Genomic DNA, 19,190 nt, shown 5'->3' on the forward strand with positions numbered 1-19,190 from the left:
GAGGCGGCATACGACTCAGGCCCGTGCCCGCCGCGGCCGCCGGCGGGGCGCGCGCGGCGGTGTCGCCGAGGCCGCCGGTCGTGCGGGCTGCTGCGCGGCGGCGAGCGCGCGGAAGGCGTCGTCGAGGGACGGGAACGACCCGAGGTCGGTGCCGCGCTCGTCGCGCAGCCGGTGCGCGGATCCGTCGAACTCGACGAATCCGGCGAACTCACCGTTGCGGGTGGCGACGTGCACGTCGACGTCGGCCTGTTTCCAGGTGAGAGGGATGGAGGAAGGGACGGTGGTGGTACTCATGCTCATGCTCATTGCTGTGGGGCGGGCGCGCTCGCGCTCCGCCACGTGAAGAGACCGAGGGCGGATTCCACGCGCGTCGATGTGCGTGTTCCGTGGATGGCCCTGATCAGTGGCGACGAGGCGGCCGAGAGGGGGCGAAACGCACACGTTGCACCATCAGCTTAGCAGATCCACGAACCACGCGCCGAGAGCGTCAGCTGCCGGGCGGACGACCGCCGCCACCCGTGGGCGCGGCGCCGGCGCTCGGCGTGGTCGTCGTGTCGACGCCGACCACGAGGGTCGCGGTGTATCCGCCGGTGACGCTCCCCGTCGTCGTGGCGAGCTGCGACACCCCGCCGTCGTCGCCGAAGACGTTGTCGGAGGTCAGGGAGATCCGCGCCAGATTGTCCGCCGATCCGGAGTACGCCGTCTCCGCATAGACCGCACTGCAGGCGTCCTCGGGCAGCGCGAGCTGGGACGTGGCGATCGCGTTCGACGCGTCGGTGATCGAGGCCGCGTCCGGATACACCTCGAAGTGGATGTGAGGCCACCGACCCGAGTAGCACCCGGGGAAGACGGAGGTGAAGGACACCTTCCCGTCGTCGTCGGCGACCTGCACCCCGCGCAGATAGGAGACGTCCTCGAGCCCGGACGAGTACAGCGAGTACTCCCCCTGCGCGTTGCAGTGCCAGGCGTAGACCGCGACGCCTGCGAACGGCAGCCCGCCGTTCGCCAGGTCGAGGATCTGCAGCTCGAAGGAGAGCGGCACGCCGTCGGCCGTCGCACCTCCGTCGATGGACGAGCGGATGTCCTGGCGGATGATCCCGGCTTCGTCGAGGATGTCGGGGCCGTTCGACCCGTCGCCCGGGTAGGGACCGGCGGTCTCGTCCGGGATCTCGGCGACCGCGGCGTCGGTCGCGGTGGCGCTGGGCGTGGGGGTGGCGGTCGTCGACGACGATCCTGTGGCGCCGGGAGCGCAGGCGGCGAGGACGACGGCACCGAGGCCGAGCCCGCCGCCGATCAGCAGCCCGCGACGGCTCATCAGCGTCCGGAGGTCGAAGGCGACACCCTGGTCGACGACCTCTTCGTCCGCGCGGTCCAGCAGTCGTCCTTCGTACATGGGGCCCTGCGGCGTGGGGGTCGGTTCGGGGATGCGGCTCATGATGTGCTCCTCTCGAGCGTCGGCGGCGTTGCCACAATGCTCGACGGGTGAACAATCAAGAAGCTATGCGTGATCCCTGGGGCTCCTGTGGAGTCAGGAGCAGAGCGGAGGATGCGGGGACATCGCTCCGCTCTGCAGCGCTGGCGCTCGAAGAACTCGGCGGACAACGCAGGGCCGGGGCGATGGGGGAATCGCGCGCGCGGCCACGAAGACGGCCGTCATGCAGGGGACATGCGCGGCCGTGGCGCATCCAGTGCAACATGCCACTTGGCACCTGTCAAGTTTTTCCCGGACATCTGTCCAGATTGGGCGAGATGCCATAGCATTGCCCGCACCGATCCCGAAGGGGACGAGACCGGGGGACAGCATGACGACAGCGGACAAGCGCGCGGAACGCGCAGGGGTGGACAAGTTCGCGCTGCGCCGGCGGGCGCTGGCCGAAGCGGCCTTGGAGGCGATCGCCGAGCGGGGGTTCGCGCGGACGGGACTCCGCGAGATCGCGCAGCACTCGGAGCTCTCCCACGGGTCGCTGCACTACTACTTCACCGACAAGAACGACCTCATCGCGGAGGCCGTGCGGATATCCAAGGGCGGGCTCGGTGACCGCTACCTCGCCGTGCTGGAGAGGGCCGAGACCGCGGAGGAGCTGGCGGCCGGGGCCGCCGAGGAGCTCGCCAGGAGCGTGCACGACGACGCCCGCCTGCACCGGCTCTGGTACGACCTCCGCAACCAGTCCCTGTTCGAGTCGGGCTTCGGCGACACGATCGCCGAAGTCGAGGCCGACCTGCAGGATGCCATCTGGCGCGTGGTCGAGCGCTACTCCGAGCTCTGCGGACGCCCGTGCCGCTTCACGCCGCTCTTCGCGTACGCGCTCACGGACGGCATGCTCCAGCACGCCCTCATCCGCCACCTACGCGGCGACGGCGAGGCGATCGCGCGCCTGCGCCGCGAATGCCGGGAGCTCTTCGCCGCCAGCGTGTGACGCCGCGGATCACTCGTCCGTGACGATGGTTCCCCGAGCAACGGGCGGCCGGATCACCAGCACGATCACGATCGCCACCATGACCGTCGCCGTCAGCGCCACGGGCACCGGCACGAACGGATCGAGCAGGACGAGCAGCGCGCCGACGGGGATGACCGCGTTGACGACGCGGTCGGCGTTGTCGCGGATCGCGATCCACCAGATCCCCAGGAGGAAGACCGCGATCGGCACCGAGACGGTGAACGTGGCGATCACCGGGGCGAGGTGGCTCTCCCCCGTCATCACATCCAGCTCGACCTCGACACCGGCCGAGAACGCGGCCGCCGCGGCGAACACGAAGTAGTGCGTGTAGCCGTAGCGCAGGGAACGCCCCAGGGTCGTGATGGCCCGGTGGTGGGGCGGCCAGAAGTAGATCCACCACAGCGCGGCCGTGACGATGAAGGCCAGCGCCGAGATGGCGAGGAGCGGACCGAGCGCCTCCACCTCGTCCAGCGCGTCGATGATCGCATTCGCGGAGGCGAGGAGGCTCTCGCCCAGCACGATGAGGGTGAAGAGACCGTACCGCTCGGTGATGTGGTGCGGGTGCCACGGCGTCTGTCCTCGGCGCTCCGCGAACACCGGGACGCTGACCTCGATGAGCGCGAACACGACGAACGCGACGAGCTGGACCGGACCGGACGGGATGAGCAGGAACAGGACCCACAGCACCTGCACGACCGCGATCCCGAGCGCGTATCGGAGTGCGACGCCGCGGAGCGGTTGCTCGGTCCGCGAGGCGCGCAGCCATTGGGCCACCATCGCGACGCGCATCACCACGTAGCCGACGACGGGGAGCGTGAAGTTCCCCTCGTCGAACGCCTGCGGGACTCCGGCGGCGAGGATGAGGACGCCCGCCATCTGGACGAACGTGGCGATCCGGTACGGCCAGTCGTCGGTGTCGAACGACGTCGCGAACCACGTGAAGTTCATCCACGCCCACCAGATCGCGAAGAAGAGCATGGCGTAGGAGGTGATGCCGTGGAGGAAGTCCCCGTGGCTCAGCGCGTGGTGCAGCTGGGCCGAGGCGATGCTCACGGCCACGACGAAGACGAGGTCGAAGAAGAGCTCCAACGGGCTCGCCGTGCGGTGGGGCTGACCCGGATCCCGCGGTGCCATGGGACGCAGGTGGAAGCGCGTGCTCGGTGTCTGGTGCGTGGTCACCGCGAAAGAGTAGCCCCGCCCGCCCGGCGCTGTGCGGTATTCCGGAACGGATTTCACCGAGTCCGCGGAACGGCTTCCCTCCGACGAGCGGATCCGCTACAGTGTTGGACGTCTGCAGTGCCTGCTGCACGCCTCGTCGGTTGGGACGACGAGGACCTTCACGATGTGGGATCGCGAAGCATCAGCAGGACCCGAGGGGTCGGGACGCAGACGTGTCCGTGAACGTGGGGTTCACGGTCTGGGGAAAACTGGGGAAACGATGGCGCACTGGGGTTATCTGCGTACATTCACGGCTCAAGGGGCCTCGGCATGACTTCCGTCGAGGATGCTCTGAGCATCGCTCGTACGGGTTTCACGCCGATCACGGCACCGCGAGCGACCGCGTCGGTGACGCCTGCGGCGAGCACGCCGCGCGTGTCGGCGACGCTCGAACGACGCCGCCAGTGGGAGCGTCGCTATCGGATGCGGCTGCGGATCACGGATGCGGCTGTCATCCTGATCGCGGTCGCACTGACGGCGATGGTCCAGCTGGTCTCCGGCGTCGCGGTGATCGAGGCCGTGCGCAACGCCGCATTGCTGGGTCTCGCCTGGTACCTGATGCTGTCGGCGCTCAACAGCCGAGCCGCCGCCATCTTCGGGTCAGGGGCCACGGAGTACCGTCGCGTCGCGCACGCGGCGGGACTCGCCTTCGGCATCACCGCCATCGCGGGCGTGCTCCTGGAGTGGGAAGGACTGCAGCCGCTGTTCTTCATCGCCCTCCCGGTCGGCATGCTCGGTCTCCTCTTCGCCCGCTGGACCTGGCGCCGCTGGCTGCAGCGGCAGCGTCTGTCCGGTCGGTTCGCGTCGAGGACATTGGTGGTCGGCGCCACCGAGGACGTCGAGTATGTGATCGACTCCCTGCAGAAGGGCGGGGAGAACGGCTATCACGTCGTGGGGACGACGCTGCTGGATCGCAATGCCGGCGCGCTCAGGATCGGGGAGAGCATCTACCCGGTCGTGGGCGATCTCGACACCGTCGCCGCCGCGGCGGCACAGCTCGGGGCGGACACCATCATCGTGGCGAGCCGCCCCGAGGGGTCCCCCGACTTCGTCAAGCAGCTCAGCTGGCAGCTCGAGGGCACCGCCGCCGAGCTCGTCCTCTCGAGCCGCCTGACGGATGTCGCGGGCCCGCGCATCTCCCTCCGCCAGGTCGACGGCCTGCCGCTGATCCAGGTGAAGATCCCGACCTACGAGGGCGGGGTCCACCTTCTCAAGCGCGCACTCGATGTCGTCGTGGCCACCGTCGCGCTCATCCCGATCGCGCTGCTCACCCCCGTGCTCAGCGCGCTCATCAAGCTCGACTCCCCCGGCCCGGTGTTCTTCTTCCAGGAGCGCGTGGGACGGGACGGCCGCCGGTTCAAGATGGTGAAGTTCCGGTCGATGCGCACCGACGCGGAGACGCAGCTCGCGGCGCTCAAGGAGCAGAACGAGGGCGCCGGCCTGCTCTTCAAGATGAAGGACGACCCGCGCGTGACCCGCGTCGGGAAGGTGCTGCGCAAGCTGTCGCTGGACGAGCTCCCGCAGTTCTGGAACGTGCTGGTGGGCGACATGAGCGTCGTCGGCCCGCGTCCGCCGCTGCCCAGCGAGGTCACGGCCTACGACGGCACCGTGTTCCGCCGCCTCTACATCAAGCCGGGCATCACGGGTCTGTGGCAGGTCTCCGGACGCAGCGACCTCTCGTGGGACGAGAGCGTGCGGCTCGACCTGCGGTACGTGGAGAACTGGTCCGTCATGAACGATCTGCAGATCATGTGGCGCACCGCGAAGGTCATGGCGCAGCCGAGCGGGGCATACTGAGCGGATGAGCACTACGACACCCCTCACGATCGCGATGGTGGGGACCAGAGGCGTGCCTGCCGCCTACGGCGGGTTCGAGACGGCCATCGAGGAGGTCGGACGCCGCCTGGCCGACCGCGGGCACGACGTCGTCGTGTACACCCGCGGTTCCGAACACCGGGAGAAGGAGTACCTCGGCATGCGCGTGGTGCACCTCCCCGCCGTCCCCGTGAAGCAGGTCGAGACGCTCAGCCACACCGGGCTCTCGGCCCTGCACCTGCTCTTCCACCGCCGCCCCGACGCGACCTTCGTCTTCAACGCCGCGAACTCGCCGTTCCTGCCCCTGCTCCGGCTGCGCCGGGCGCCCGTCGCCCTGCACATGGACGGTCTCGAGTGGCGTCGTTCGAAGTGGGGTCCACGCGGCAAGGCCTACTATCGCTGGGCCGAGCAGTTCGGCGTCCGCACCGCCGACGCGCTCATCGCCGATGCCCCCGGCATCTCCGACTACTACCGTCACCAGTTCGACGTGCCGACGGAGTTGATCCGCTATGGCGCGCCGATCCTCGACCAGCCGCCGACGCACCGTCTGGCCGAGATGGAGCTCACTCCCGGCGGCTACCACCTCGTCGTCGCACGGTTCGAGCCGGAGAACCATGTGCTCGAGATCGTCCGTGGCTACCGGGCCAGCGCCGCGCGCCTGCCGCTCGTGGTCGTCGGGTCTGCCCCGTACGCGGCCGGGTACATCCAGGAGATCCGGAACGCCGCCGAGGGCGACGAGCGCATCCGCCTCGTCGGCGGCGTCTACGACCAGGAGCTCCTCGACGCGCTCTACGCGCACGCCGCCACCTACCTGCACGGCCACTCCGTCGGCGGCACCAATCCGTCACTCCTCCGCGCCATGGGAGCGGGCACGGCCGTGATCGGCTACGAGGTGCCCTTCAACCGCGAGGTGCTCGACGGCAACGGGTGGTTCTTCGCCGATGCGGACGACGTCGCCGCCCATGTCGCCGCCGCCGAAGGCGATACGGCCGCTCGCGACGCGCATGCCGCGGCGGTGCAGGAGATCGCCCGGACCCGGTTCCGGTGGGACGACGTGGCCGACGAATACGAAGACCTCGCTCGCCGCCTCGCCGAGGGCTCCAGCATCCATTCCTCCGCCCGGCGCGCACGACGACGGAGCACGGACTGGGCCCCCGCCCCCGCGGACGCCGCCCGATGACCGCGGGAGAGAACCGCAAGACCGTCCTCCTGGTGCATCCCGGAGCGGAGATGTTCGGGTCCGACCGCATGCTCCTCGAGAGCGCGACCGGCCTCGTCGAGGCGGGCGCCCGCGTCGTGGTCGCCCTGCCGAGCACGGGTCTCCTCGTCGCGCCGCTGCGAGAGGCCGGCGCGGAGGTCGTCATCCTGCCGATGCTCGTCCTGCGCAAGGTCCTCCTCACCCCGCGGGGACTGCCGCGCCTCTTCCGCGACACGTTCCGCGGTCTCGGCGCCGCGTGGCGGCTGATCGGACGCCTCCGGCCCGACGCGGTCTACGTGTCGACCATCATCATCCCGCAGTGGCCTCTCGTCGCCCGGCTCCGGGGCACGCGCGCGGTCAGCCACGTGCATGAGGCCGAGGCTTCCGGCAACCCGCTCGTGAACCGGCTTCTCTATGCGCCGCACCTCGCCTCTGCCCGGGCCCTGGTGAACAGTCGCTTCAGCCTGGACACGATCCGGCGCGCGCTCCCGGCCCTCGCCGACCGGACCCGGGTGGTGGCCAACGGCGTCGCATCACCCGAGCACCCTGCTCGGCCGCGTCCCCGCCTCGACGGTCCCCTCCGCGTGCTCTACGTGGGCCGGCTCTCGCCGCGGAAGGGTCCCGACCTCGTCATCGACGCTGCCGCCGCGCTTCAGGCGGCGGGCCGTCCGGTCGAGGTCACGCTGCTCGGCGCGGTCTTCGAGGGGTACGAATGGTTCGAGCGCGATCTCCGCGCGCGGGCCGACGAGACCGGCGTCGCCGTCACCTTCGCCGGTTTCCACCCCGACATCTGGCCCTTCCTCGCCAAGGCCGACGTCCTGGTCGTGCCGTCGCGGGTGGACGAGCCGTTCGGCAACACCGCCGTCGAGGGCGTGCTCGGACTCCGCCCTGTCATCGCGAGCGACAGCAGCGGCCTGCGGGAGGCCGCGGGCGGATACGCCACTGCGCAACTGGTCGCTCCGGACGATGCCGACGCGATCGCGACCGCGCTCGAGGAGGTCCGCGCGCGCTGGGACCACCACGTGGCCGCCGTCGACGCGAGTCGGGACGAGGCCCTGCGCCGGCACGCTCCCGCGGTCTACCGCGCCGGCGTCACCGCCGGCGTCCTGGACTGAGCCGCGGAGAACACCCCCGGATCAGACCGATGCCCCGGCATCGGCGGTCAGCCGCGCCCGGTGTCGCACGATGTAGATCGAGAACGGGATCAGCTGGCAGACCAGCAGCGCGAACGCGACACCGATCAGCGGGCCGACGATGCCGAGGATCGGCGTGAGCACGAACGCGAGGATGATCCCGACGGCGGCCATGCTGAGCGTCGGGATCACCTGGAAACGGATCCCGGGCTTGTCCATGATGAACATGCCCAGCGGGTACACGGCCGCGGTGAGCATGATCATGAGCCCGAACGCGAAGATCGTGGTCGGCCGCACCTCCAGCTCCCCCTGGGTGATGAATCCGAACAGCCACGGACCGATGAGCCACACCACGACCGTCGCGAGGGCGACCGCCGTGGCGAACAGAGCGGAGAGCAGGAACGGTCCGCGGCGCAGGTCGCCCTGGTGCCGCATCCGGGCGAAGTGCGGCCAGAGGGCGAGTCCGCCGGCCATCACGAGGCCGTTGAGCGCGAAGAACACCTGGCCCGCCACCCCGTACTCCGCGACGTCGGTCGGGCCGCCGAGCTGCGCGATCACATAGCGCTGCGACCCCACCGCGATGGGATAGGTCACCATCTGCGCCAGCATCGGCCAGCCGACGTCCATGACCCGGACGCCGGGGAACCGTCGCGGACGCAGCACCATGCGTGCGGCCTCGGGGATCAGCGGAGAGGTGGTGCGTGCGGTGATGAGCACGCCCAGGATCGAGACGATGAGAGACGCCGCGAAGGACGCCATCGCCGCATAGGAGTGGAGGTCGTCGCCGCCGAACGTGAGGAGCAGCCAGACGCCGGCGAGGGTGAGCGGCGAGATGAGGCCCTGCAGCAGGATCACGATGTGGTTCTTCCGCTGCCCGAGCATGATCCGCGCCCAGATGCCGAGCGGGATCCCGAGGCAGAAGATGGTGACGCAGAAGAACGCCGCCAGCGACGCCCCGGGCTGCTGTCCGGCGTCGCCGAAGATGAGCTCCCAGGCTCCGGTGGCGAGGAGCACGGTGTTGATCGCCATCGCGGAGGCGGCGAACAGCAGCAGCACCCGCCCGACGGAGGTCAGCTGGTAGCGCAGCTTCTCGTCCGTCCGGACGTCGTCGCTCGTGGCCACGGCGTTCACGAGCACGGCGCCGCTGCCGAGATCGGTGAACGTCAGCAGAGACGGGATCGTGGTGAGCAGCGTGTAGAGGGCGAAGCTGCCGACGCCCGCATCCCCGATGATCATCCGTGTCGTGAGAACGCCGCAGACCAGCGCGATGACCATCGTCAGCGCGCGGGCGCCGACAGCGAGAAGAGAACCCATACCTAGATCGTCACCGCGGCAGGGCCCCCAGCGTCGCGCTGTTGCCGGGGAGTCGCGATACCGAGGCGATATCCGCCGGAACCGGCACTGCCACTGCGGCCTGCCGCTGCGCCTGTGCGGGGATCAGTGCGTATGTCGCGGACACCACGGAGGCTCCCTGTACGAACTGCGAGCGGCGGTCCTGGCCCGTCGCCGCCGTGAAGGCCGCGAGGGTGTCGGCCACGGCCGGATCCCGCGAGACGGATCCCTTCGACCACGCCGAGAACCACCGGGGTGTGCCCGGGGCGGTGCGGTGGTAGAGGTTGCCGTTCACGCTCGACATCATCTGCGCACCCGTGAAGGTGGTCGAGTAGTCCTGCACGCAGACAAGGCAGTTGCCGGCGCTCTCCGCCATGACGTTGTTGGACATCACGGTATTGCGCACGATCCACGGCGCGAGCGGCGCGTACCGCGTGCGTGGATCATGGCCGGCCGCGTTCGGGTCGGAGGCTCGGCGAGCGTCCTGACCGATGCTGATGTTCCGGTTGGCGTTGCCCACGAAGGTGTTGTTCCAGATCTTCACGTTTCCGGAGTTCAGGACGAACAGTCCGAAGTCGCCGTTGCGCGCGATGATGTTGTCCGCGACGACCGCCCGCTCTGAGAGTTCGACCATGACGCCGTGGCCGGTGTTGCCGATCACGTCGTTGCCCGTGAAGACGATGTCGATCACCGACTCGTCGAACCAGGGACCACGCCCGGCGTTCCCGGTGAAGGCGCTGTCTGAGACGGTCACACCCCGCGTCCTGGTGACCTTGAACGCGCCGGATACCGGGGAGTGGTTGAAGCGCTCGGCGTTGTTGCCGACGGAGAGCATCTGCTTCACCTTCAAGCCGTCGGCCTGGCTGGCCCCGCCGCCGAGAAGCCCGTTGCCGATCAACGAGACCCGCGTCAGCGTCGTCCGGGGCGCCCAGGAGTAGAAGCCGGTCGTCGAGTTGTCGCGGATGGTCACGTCAGCCAGCGTGATGTCGCTCGCCGCGGCGATGACCGTCCCCATCTGGGGCACGCTGGTGGCGTATCGCCGCACGCCGATGCCACGCACCTCGGATCCGGCGGAGCGGATCGAGAGCGCCTGAGTCAGAACGCTCGCCTCCACGGACTTGCCCGTGGGATCCGTGCCGATCACGAGCCGCTTCGCCTTGTCGTCGACGAAGAAGGTTCCGGCGACCACCTGTGCGGCGGAACCGACCTCCCGCAGCTGCACGCCCGCGACCCAAACCTGATCCGGATGCGCCGCCATGGGATACGCGGGATCGACGAAGCGCCACTCCGCCTGGGCGTTGTCGGGCGCGCCCTTCGTGTACGTGGGGCTCGAGTCGAGCGCCGTCCCCCAGCCGTCCACCGTCCAGGTGTTCCCTGCGGCCTTCCAGCCGGTGACGGCCTTCGCCCCGTCCATCCAGACCGCCTCGTTCGGAGCAGGCTGGATCGTGACCCGCTTCTGCGGCGGCACGATGACCTCTTCGTGGTAGGTCCCGCCCCGGAGGACGATGGTCCCTCCGTTCGGCACGAGCCGCAGCGCCGCCGCGATCGTGCGCACCGGCGCCTTCTGCGTGCCGGCGGCGGCGTCGGATCCGCCCGGCGCTGCGTAGATCGCGGTGGCGGGAGCCGGGTACGACAGCGTGCCGGGGGCAGCAGCACCTGGCTTTCCGCGGACGCCGGCCGGAGTCGCCGGCGGAGCGGGCGTGACCGGGTTCGTCGGGTTCGCCGGCGGAGCCGGGTTCGGTGCGGGCGCAGGGGTCGGCGTCGGCGCAGGAGTCGGCGTCGGCGCAGGAGTCGGCGTCGGCGTCGGAGTAGGCGCAGGAGTGGGAGTCGGCGCGGTGACCAGGAGATCGTCGAGCGCCAGCGGAGCGGCCGCCTTTGCCCCGGACGAGGTATACAGCGCGAAGCCGTAACCCCCCGCGGCGGTGATCCGGGCCGCCGAGGAATCGGAGTGCGTCACCTGCCACGCGGAGGGCTCGGCTGCCCCTGCCACCCAGGCCTTGGCCGCCAGCGTCACCGGACTGGTTCCGGTCACATCGAGGGCGACGCGCAGCGACATGCCCTTCGTCACTGCGAACGGGAGTCGCCGCTCACTCAGATTCTGCACCGTCGTGAGATCGGTCATCCGGACGACGGAGACGTAGGCGGAGCCGTCGGGGTGCACCCGCAGCCGCACGCCGTACGAGTCCTTGCCCACGATGCGGACGGCTTGGGCGAGGTACAGGGGGCCACCGACGGGGAGGGCGGGGACGGTCACCGTGTAGCGGCTGGACACGTCCGCCGCGGTCACCCCGGCCACGGTCGCCCGCGCCGTGATCCCGGGCTTCCGGCTGGCGAGCATCCCCCGCCCGTTCGCGACGCTCGACGTGCCCTCGACCACGCGCCAGGCGCCGACGGGAGCCGCGCCCCAGCCGGAGGCGACGGTGCGGTTCATATCGTCCGACAGCAGAGGCGCCGCAGACGTGGCTGCCGGCCGGACGGACGGTGAGGCGGCGACCGCCGCGGATGCCGGTGCGGCGACCAGCGCTCCGGAGAGCGCAACGGCGATGCCGAGGACGCCAGCGACCATGCGATGGCGGCGCCGCGGCGCAGCGGGCGCTGCGGAAGACGAGGCACGAACAGGGAACGGAAAGGACACCATGTCACCGTTTCTGGGGCAGACTGCACGATCAACCCACGCTTCGCCGCAGTTTCAACCCCGGCGACAAAGAGCGAGCCCCCCTCGCAACCCATGAAGAATAACCGCCTCTCCAGGCGATGGCAAACGTTTCGAGCGCCTCCGCCGATATGCTGCGTGACCGCGCACATCGGACCGCGAGTCGGTCACTCGCTGTAGTACTCGCTGCGGTGACGATCGGGACGTGCGCGGTTGAGGACCGTGCCGAGGATGCGTGCGCCGCCCGATTCCAGCGATTTGATGCTCTTCTCCAACGCTGCGCGCCTCGTCTTCGTGGCGTCGACGACGAGGATCACGCCGTCCGTCTGCGTGGCCAGGAGATTGGCGTCCGCGACGCTGAGCGTCGGGGGCGAGTCGATCACGACGTAGTCGTAGTCCGCGGCCGCGAAGTCGAGAAGCTGCGCCATGCGGGCCGACGTGAGCAGCTCGGCAGGGTTCGGCGGGATGGTGCCGGCAGGGAGGATGTCGAGCGTGGTGTCCGCGACACGATGCTTCGCCACCTCGAACTCGACCTCGTCGAGCAGCACGCTGGTGAGTCCGACCGAACCGTCGATACCGGCGTGCTCATGGGCGCGCGGGCGCCGCATGTCCGCGTCGATCAGCAGGACGGAGTTGCGGAGCGCCGCGAGGGTCATCGCGAGGTTCACTGACACGGTCGACTTGCCCTCGGCGGGCATGCCGGAGGTCACCAGCAGCACCTTCACCCGGGACGAGACATTCGCATACGCGAGCGCCGACCGGATGCGCCGGAACTCCTCGGACGTGTGGCCGAGGGGCTCCTGGGCGACGGCGATTCCCCGCGCCTCCAGCAACGGCGACTTGGAGACGACGCCGAGCACGGGATCTCCCCCGGCCTGCGTCAGCGCCTCCTCGTTGCGGACCCGCGTGTCCAGCACTCCGATGAGCACAGCGGCCGCGAGGCCCAGCACGCCACCGAGGAACCCGCCGAGCGCTGCATCCCTCGGCTTGCTCGGGGTGAACTGGAACTCCGGGACCACGGCGTCGTCGATGACCTCGGCCGTGATCGTCGACTCGCCCTGCGGGTCCTTCGGGGCGACGTCTTTCACGACTGTGATGAGCTGCTCGGCGACCGCGTTCGCGAGCTCGGCGGCGGATTCCGGGTCGTCGGTGATGCCGGTGACGCGCAGGGTGACCGTGCTCTGCGGGATGGTGACCTCGATGTCTCTGGCGAGCGCGCGAGGTGTCGTGTCGAGACCGAGCTCCTCGATCACCGGATCGAGCACCCGCGAGCTCGTCGCCAGCTGGGCGAAGGAGAGCATCTGGCTCTGGGTGTACACGGACCCCTGGTTGAGATCCGAAGCACTCGTCCCCTGGTTGAGCGCGAAGTAGAGCGAGGTGGTCGCCTGGAACAACGGCGTCTGCAGCGACGCGTATCCGTATGACCCTGCGGCGCCCACGACGCCGCACAGCACGATCAACCACCAGAACTTACGCAGTGAGCCCGCGATGACACGCAGGCTGACCCGGCTCTCGGCCATGACTCCCCATTCCCCCTGAGGTCTCGATTCTAGAGGAGCCATCTGCACGTCTCCCTCACGTCTGCCGCACCTGTGGAGCGGTTCGGGCCGGCGGCGGTGCCGACGTGCCCAGATCGCGCAGGAATGCCGTATCGGCCGCGGTGGATCGTGTCCCGGCGTCTCGCGCCCAGGTCACCGCGAGCCCCACGCAGAACCACAGGAACATGCTGTACTGCGTGATGAGGGCGACGACGACCAGGCTCGGAAGCTGCCCGACGACAGCGAGGGCGGCAGGACTCCGCGTCGACCGCCGCACAGCCAGGATCGCCGCGCAGACGACGGCCGCCATGATGAGCAGCGTCGGCACGTAGCCGTACCGGAGGAGCGTGAGCACGAGGGCGTTGTCCACCGAGCGAGCGAAGTACCCCAGGTAGTAGTCGCCGGAGACGAGGGAATGCCAGTCGCCGGGGTTGCCGAACAGCTGCACCTGCTCCAGGAGGACCAGGAGGTCGGTGCGGTAGTCGGCGCTGCCTCCGGCCTCATCCCCTGCCGCACCGAACACGGAATCGATGACGGGGATGACGATCGCGGTGCCGATCACGCCGGCGACCGCCACCGTCACCCGGAAGCGCGTCGAGACGCCGACGATGAGGAAGGTGGACAGGACCAGGGTGAGCACCAGCGTGAGAAGGCCGGCACGACTGAAGGTGAAGACCGTGGCGGTGGCGATGAGCACGATGCCGGTGATCTTCGGGAACAGCCGCCACCGCGTCGCCACGACGAACGCTGAGGACATCGCGAGCGCGGCGCCGAGCGCGATCGAGTGTCCCCAGGCGCCTTCCGCACGCAGCACCCCACCGCGCTCCTGCAGTGGACTCCACGTCTCGTACACCACACCCGACCCGGGGATGAGGACGAAAGGGTTGAAGGACGTGAGGAACTCCACGACAGCGAGCGCCGCCGCCACGATGGCGACGACCGCGATCGTGGACGTGATCCAGTCGGTCGTCACACGCGCGAGCACCACGCGCCCCCAGATGTACGGGATCACCCACTCCAGGAGCGATGCGACGAGGGAGGCGAGGTCGACGGTGCCGAACCCGTACAGGCCGGTCACGACGAGGACGAACGCCGCGACCCAGGCGTCGGCGGCGCGCAGCGGCACGACCGACCAGTTCACGATGATCAGCAGGACGGTGAGTAGGGTGATCCCCGCCCAGTAGAACCCGAGGTTGACACCCACCCAGAGCGGTACGAAGAACAGCACGACGGCCCACACCGCGAAGGCGACGCGCGGAAGCAGCCGGAGGGCGAACACGACGATGGCCACTGCCGCGATTCCGCCGAAGGCGAGGAGCGCGATCGGGACAGCAGTGGCCATGCGTCAGGATCTTACTGCGGTGCGGTGACGCGGAACGAATCGAACGACACGCCCAGCGGCGCGGTCGCGCTGCCGGAGCGGTTGCCGCTCAGACCCACCGCGCCGGCGCCCAGGGGCGCCGCGTCGGTCGTGGTGATCTGCCAGGCTGCCGGCTTCGTGGTGTCCGTCGGCCAGAACTTGGCGGACAGCGTCGCCGACGTCGTCCCGGTCACGGACACCTCGAGGTTGTAGGAGGTGTTCGCCGCCCAGACCAGCCCGGGTACGGCCTGCGTGCGCAGGACGGTCCCTTCACGGTGCACGACGAGCCAGACCGTGCCGTCAGGACGCAGCCAGGCGCGGACGAAGTACTTCCCGGCCGCCGACTGCCGCGCGATCACGCCGATGTAGGCGCCGCCCGCGGCGGGCGCCTGGTCGACCCGGAACTGCGTCTCGAGCACCGCGTCGGCGACCGACGTCGTGTTGAGCGTCGCGTGACGGGTGTCTCCGGCGATGAGGTTCAGCTTCGCCTGACCGTCGGCGACCGTCGCCGCCGCCTGCGAACCGCCGGCGATCGTCCACGCCCCGCCGACCGTGGCGGTGCCCCAGCCGGGTCCCGCGGTCCGGTCGAAGCCGTCGTCCGCCACCGGAGCCGGCTGCGGCTCGGGCTCGGGCTCGGGCTCCGGGTCGACGGGAGGCGCAGTCACTGTCACCGGCTTGCTGGTGGTGTGCGTGGCCCCCTTGTCGTCCTTCACCGTGAGGGTGACGGTGTAAGTGCCCGCCGCGGTGTAGGTGCGGCTGCTCGTCGCGCCGGTCCCGGTCGTCCCGTCGCCGAAGTTCCACGCGTACGAGGCGATCGTGCCGTCGGAGTCGGTCGAGGCGCTGCCGTCCACGGCGACCGTGAGGTTGGTCGCGGTCGCGGTGAACGCGGCGGTGGGAGCGACGTTCGCGGGCTCCGGTTCGGGCTGCGGCTCGGGCTCCGGCGCCGGCGTGCCGAGGTTCTTCAGCGTGAAGTCGTCGAAGCTGGCGAGGTTGGTGCCGGTGGCGCTGCCCGCGCGATAGGAGAACACGGTCGGGGCGCCGGCGACCTGGAGGGCCGGAGTCGCATCCGTCGTGGTGAGCTGCCAGTTCGCGGGCTCTGCCGACCCCGACGCCCACAGCTTGGCGCGGATGGTCGTCGTGGAGGAACCCGTCGTCTCCATCAGGAGCGTGAACGAGCTGCCCGCTGTCCAGGTGAGTCCGGAGACGGCCGTGCTGGCGATCGCCGTTCCGTTGCGGTGGATCACGAGCCAGGTCGTGCCGTCGGCCCGGTGCCAGGCGAGGGCCCGGTATCCGGAGGACCCGGAGCGTCGAGCGCCCAGCCCTTCGTACACGACCCCGGTGGAGGGGCCGGAGGCGAGCGTGTAGCTGATCCGCGCGGACGAATCGAGGACGGACGTGCCCTGCAGCAGCATCTCCCTCGTCTCACCCGGCGTCAGGTTCACCTTGCCCACACCGTCGCCGACGGAGAGCACGGTGGCGGAGCCGCTCATCGGCGCCCAGGTGCCTCCCTTGTCCGCCGCACCCCACCCGCTGGACACGACGCGGCCGAAGGCATCGGACGCGGCGAAGACCTGAGCGGTCAGCGTGACCGTCTTGGTGGCCGTCGCGGTCGCGCCGAGGCTGTCGGTCACCGTGAGGGTGATCTCGCGCGCCCCGGCGCTCGCGTAGGTGTGGCCGGCGGACGCTCCGGAGCCCGCGGGGGTTCCGTCGCCCCAGTTCCACGAGTAGGTCAGAGTCGCGCCGTCGGACGCGCTCGAGCCCGCGGCGGAGACGTCGACGTTCAGCCCCGAGGCCGTCGCCGTGAAGGCCGCCACCGGGTCGGCATGCGTGGTCGTCACCTGTCGGGTGGTGGACGCGCTGCCGCCGCGATCGTCGGTGACGGTCAGGGTCACCGTGCGGGTGCCGGCCGTGGCGTACACGTGCGTGGCGACCTGCCCGGTCGACGTCGTGCCGTCCCCCCAGTTCCAGGCGTAGGAGGCGAGGGAGCCGTCCGAGTCCGCCGAGGCGGACGCGTCGGCCGAGACCGTCAGGCCGTTCGCGGTCGTCTCGAAGGCAGCCGTCGGGAGGACGTTCGGCGCCTGCACCACGACCTGCTTCTCCGCCGTGCTGGCGAGCCCGTTGCTGTCCGTCACCGTCAGCGTCACCGTGAAGGTGCCGGACTTCTCGTACGTGTGGCTCGTCGTCTTGCCGGTCGCCGTGGCCGAGTCGTCGCCGAAGTCCCAGCGGTAGCCGGCGATCGTCGCCGACCCCGCGGGCGCCGAGGCCTCCGCGTCGAACGCGACGGCGAGGTCGGTCGGGGTGGCGGAGAAGGCCGCCGTGGGGGCCTGGAAGCCCTTGCCGATGCCGTAGTGCGTCTTCACCTGCGTCGGGGTGAGGGCGAACGGGTAGACCGCGACCTCGTCCAGGGATCCCTTGAAGTACTTGGAACTGGGCTCGGACGGCCATCCGGCGAGGTTGTCCCCGCCGATACGCCAATATCCCGTGTAGTTCTCCGCGGTCGTGGCCCCGGCGAGCGACGACACGAGCTGGCCGTCGACATAGAGCTTCATCCCGTCGGCGCTCTGCGTCGCCACGGCATGGTGCCACGCGTTGTCGTTGAGCGCCGCGCCGTTCTGCACCGTCTGCGTGCTGCCGTTGTAGGTACCGAAGACGAGGCGGCCGTTGTTGGTCATGTAGAGATGGCGGTCGTAGCTTGTCGAGTCACCCGACGCCGCGGCGCCGTAGCCCATCAACTTGCCGCCGCTGTTCGTGTTGGTCTTGAACCACAGTTCGGTCGAGAACTCGGACGGAGCGGCGATCTTGCTCCCGGAGGCCACGCGCCCCGCGCTCGTCCCGGTGAAGGTCGAGGCGCCGGTCGCCGTGTTCTCCACCCCGGACGTCGAGGCGGTGACACCCGTGCCGAACACGGGGGTGTTGGACCCTGCCCAGTCCTGCGCGGCGGTGCCGAGCGGGTAGTAGAGCTGCGGTCCGTCCGCCGTGACGGCGTTGACGTAGTTCGACACCGCACCGGCCGCGATGGTCACGCTCATCGCCTGGCTGGAGACGGAGTTGCCCGCGCTGTCCTTCGCGACGACGGTGTACTCCTGCGTCGATCCGGGAGCTGCGGTCTTGTCCTCGAGGTTCACCGAGGGGCGGTCCCACCAGGTGCCGCGGGCGGTGGCGGTGGCCACCGGTGCGGCGGTCCCCGTCCGACGCAGCTCATAGGTCAGCGTGAGGTCGTCACGATCCCAGTTCGCGGGGATCGAGATCCGCGCACGCCCGGGGATGAACGACTGCGCCGTGCCGGTCCAGTTGGCACCCGACAGCCGAGGGCCGTCCTTCGCGCCGCCGGGCGGGTTGGTGGAGAAGCGCACGAGCCCCTCGAATCGGCCGTTGTTCACGGAGCGGAACTCTCCGCCGATCGAGATCATGTTCCCGGCACCGGTGATCGAGAGTCCGGCCTGCCCCATGCCCGTGGTCACGCCCACGGCCCAGTCCGGCGTCCAGGCGTAGGCCGAGGGCGCCGGCGTACCGGCCCAGTTCTTGTACGTGCCACCGGCCGCGGGCTGGTTGCCCAGCAGACCGCGGGCGTCCGCGGTGTACGCCTCCGAGTACCGGTGCGTGCGCGGGTTCTGCTCCGGGTGCATGCCCATGGTGCTGCAGGCATGGGTGTGGCTGGTCGTGTAGACCGTCTTTCCGGTCGAGTAGACGCCGTAGTGGTCGCCCAGGCAGTCCGCGATCCAGCGGACCTGGCCGCTTCCGGCCTCGGCCGCGAAGGTGCCCTCGAGGTTGCCGGTGGCCGCATCCGCGTAGACCCAGCCGGTGCCGTACACGGCGCCGGCGTCGGCCGCGAGGCCGAAGATCCCCGCCTTGCCCGAGTTCGCGCCCGTGTTCGATCCGTTCTTCACCGTCTGCGGCAGCGCCCATCCGCTGTCCACCGCGCCGGTCGTCTTGTCGAGGGCGACGGTGCCGCGCATCGTCAGGTCGCCGTTGACCTGGGAGAACCGGCCGGCCGCGATGACGTTCTGACCCGCCGGGTCCATCACCATGGCGTCGACCTGGAGGTCGGTCTGCGGCGCCCAGCTGAGCAGCGCGCCGTTCGTCGAGGAGAAGGCCGCGAGGTTCTTGCGCGGGGTCGCGTTGCCCTGCGTGAAGAGACCGCCGACGTAGACGCTCGAGCCCGAGGTGGCGAGGGCGTACACGCCGCTGCCGCCGATCGAGGGCGAGAAGCCGGGCACGAGCTGCCCGGTCACGGCGTCCAGCGCGGCGAAGTTCCAGCGCGTCTGGCCGTTGACGGAGTTGAAGGATCCGCCGATGTAGATGCGGCTGCCGTCCGGCGAGGCGGCCACGGCCTTGATCACGCCGTTCACCTGCGGTGCGAAGGAGAGCAGCTGGCCCGTGTTGATGTCATACGCGAGGACGTTGGAACGGGCGGTCAGGCTCGTCCCCGGCGCCGCGAGCGGTGCCCGGGCGTTGTCGAACTTGCCCACCGCGTAGACGGTCGAGCCGATCGTCGTCTGCGCCCA

12 protein-coding genes are annotated in these 19,190 nt (G+C 70.0%); 4 read left to right on the top strand and 8 right to left on the bottom strand.

Translation table 11 applies throughout. The features are described from left to right. Window positions 1-15 precede the first annotated feature (15 nt). Window positions 16-294, bottom strand: a complete 279-nt coding sequence (locus tag DW296_RS02020) for a hypothetical protein (protein WP_136050871.1) — start codon at window positions 292-294, stop codon at window positions 16-18. A gap of 193 nt (window positions 295-487) precedes the next feature. Continuing rightward, a complete protein-coding gene (locus tag DW296_RS02025) occupies window positions 488-1,435 on the bottom strand; it encodes an intradiol ring-cleavage dioxygenase (RefSeq protein WP_136050872.1) in 948 nt (315 codons plus the stop codon). Window positions 1,436-1,802: 367 nt separating this feature from the next. Here DW296_RS02025 and DW296_RS02030 point away from each other — a divergent pair, with 367 nt between their 5' ends. After that, on the top strand, window positions 1,803-2,417 hold the full coding sequence (locus tag DW296_RS02030) for a TetR/AcrR family transcriptional regulator (protein WP_025104606.1): 615 nt from the start codon (window positions 1,803-1,805) through the stop codon (window positions 2,415-2,417). A 9-nt stretch (window positions 2,418-2,426) separates the two neighbouring features. On the opposite strand, the gene DW296_RS02035 is transcribed toward DW296_RS02030, so the two are convergent. Continuing rightward, a complete protein-coding gene (locus DW296_RS02035; protein WP_136050880.1) occupies window positions 2,427-3,572 on the bottom strand; it encodes a low temperature requirement protein A in 1,146 nt (381 codons plus the stop codon). Window positions 3,573-3,926: 354 nt separating this feature from the next. Between DW296_RS02035 and DW296_RS02040 the strand changes: the two genes are divergently transcribed. Genes DW296_RS02040 through DW296_RS02050 form a run of 3 tightly spaced genes read left to right on the top strand, consistent with a single transcriptional unit; the run spans window position 3,927 to window position 7,784 of the window. Next, on the top strand, window positions 3,927-5,453 hold the full coding sequence (locus DW296_RS02040) for a sugar transferase (RefSeq protein WP_136050873.1): 1,527 nt from the start codon (window positions 3,927-3,929) through the stop codon (window positions 5,451-5,453). 4 nt (window positions 5,454-5,457) lie between these two features. Next, the gene (locus tag DW296_RS02045) at window positions 5,458-6,651 is read left to right on the top strand and encodes a DUF1972 domain-containing protein (protein ID WP_136050874.1); all 1,194 of its coding nucleotides are present in this window, start codon (window positions 5,458-5,460) and stop codon (window positions 6,649-6,651) included. Further along, the gene (locus DW296_RS02050) at window positions 6,648-7,784 is read left to right on the top strand and encodes a glycosyltransferase (protein ID WP_136050875.1); all 1,137 of its coding nucleotides are present in this window, start codon (window positions 6,648-6,650) and stop codon (window positions 7,782-7,784) included. The genes DW296_RS02045 and DW296_RS02050 overlap by 4 nt, the downstream gene beginning before the upstream one ends. A 21-nt stretch (window positions 7,785-7,805) precedes the next feature. Here the strand turns inward: DW296_RS02050 and DW296_RS02055 are convergent, their stop codons facing one another. From DW296_RS02055 to DW296_RS02075, 5 genes are all read right to left on the bottom strand, one after another. Next, the gene (locus tag DW296_RS02055) at window positions 7,806-9,116 is read right to left on the bottom strand and encodes a hypothetical protein (protein WP_136050876.1); all 1,311 of its coding nucleotides are present in this window, start codon (window positions 9,114-9,116) and stop codon (window positions 7,806-7,808) included. A gap of 10 nt (window positions 9,117-9,126) precedes the next feature. Continuing rightward, the gene (locus DW296_RS02060) at window positions 9,127-11,700 is read right to left on the bottom strand and encodes a right-handed parallel beta-helix repeat-containing protein (protein WP_240742956.1); all 2,574 of its coding nucleotides are present in this window, start codon (window positions 11,698-11,700) and stop codon (window positions 9,127-9,129) included. A 254-nt stretch (window positions 11,701-11,954) separates the two neighbouring features. After that, window positions 11,955-13,307, bottom strand: coding sequence for a polysaccharide biosynthesis tyrosine autokinase (locus DW296_RS02065; RefSeq protein ID WP_060921567.1), 1,353 nt, complete (start codon window positions 13,305-13,307; stop codon window positions 11,955-11,957). 55 nt (window positions 13,308-13,362) lie between these two features. After that, complete coding sequence (locus DW296_RS02070; RefSeq protein ID WP_136050877.1) at window positions 13,363-14,667, bottom strand: hypothetical protein; 1,305 nt, start codon at window positions 14,665-14,667, stop codon at window positions 13,363-13,365. Between the two features lie 11 nt (window positions 14,668-14,678). Further along, window positions 14,679-19,190: PKD domain-containing protein (locus DW296_RS02075; protein WP_136050878.1), on the bottom strand; the 4,512-nt coding region annotated here is incomplete at its 5' end.

Source organism: Microbacterium sp. K36, from assembly GCF_004794355.1.
GTDB lineage: Bacteria > Actinomycetota > Actinomycetes > Actinomycetales > Microbacteriaceae > Microbacterium > Microbacterium paraoxydans_D.

What these genes read in the sequence shown, in the direction of transcription:
- DW296_RS02020 (WP_136050871.1), bottom strand. Translation starts at nt 294, where the DNA reads ATGAGTACCACCACCGTCCCTTCCTCCATCCCTCTCACCTGGAAACAG.
- DW296_RS02025 (WP_136050872.1), bottom strand. Translation starts at nt 1,435, where the DNA reads ATGAGCCGCATCCCCGAACCGACCCCCACGCCGCAGGGCCCCATGTAC.
- DW296_RS02030 (WP_025104606.1), top strand. Translation starts at nt 1,803, where the DNA reads ATGACGACAGCGGACAAGCGCGCGGAACGCGCAGGGGTGGACAAGTTC.
- DW296_RS02035 (WP_136050880.1), bottom strand. Translation starts at nt 3,572, where the DNA reads ATGGCACCGCGGGATCCGGGTCAGCCCCACCGCACGGCGAGCCCGTTG.
- DW296_RS02040 (WP_136050873.1), top strand. Translation starts at nt 3,927, where the DNA reads ATGACTTCCGTCGAGGATGCTCTGAGCATCGCTCGTACGGGTTTCACG.
- DW296_RS02045 (WP_136050874.1), top strand. Translation starts at nt 5,458, where the DNA reads ATGAGCACTACGACACCCCTCACGATCGCGATGGTGGGGACCAGAGGC.
- DW296_RS02050 (WP_136050875.1), top strand. Translation starts at nt 6,648, where the DNA reads ATGACCGCGGGAGAGAACCGCAAGACCGTCCTCCTGGTGCATCCCGGA.
- DW296_RS02055 (WP_136050876.1), bottom strand. Translation starts at nt 9,116, where the DNA reads ATGGGTTCTCTTCTCGCTGTCGGCGCCCGCGCGCTGACGATGGTCATC.
- DW296_RS02060 (WP_240742956.1), bottom strand. Translation starts at nt 11,700, where the DNA reads ATGGTCGCTGGCGTCCTCGGCATCGCCGTTGCGCTCTCCGGAGCGCTG.
- DW296_RS02065 (WP_060921567.1), bottom strand. Translation starts at nt 13,307, where the DNA reads ATGGCCGAGAGCCGGGTCAGCCTGCGTGTCATCGCGGGCTCACTGCGT.
- DW296_RS02070 (WP_136050877.1), bottom strand. Translation starts at nt 14,667, where the DNA reads ATGGCCACTGCTGTCCCGATCGCGCTCCTCGCCTTCGGCGGAATCGCG.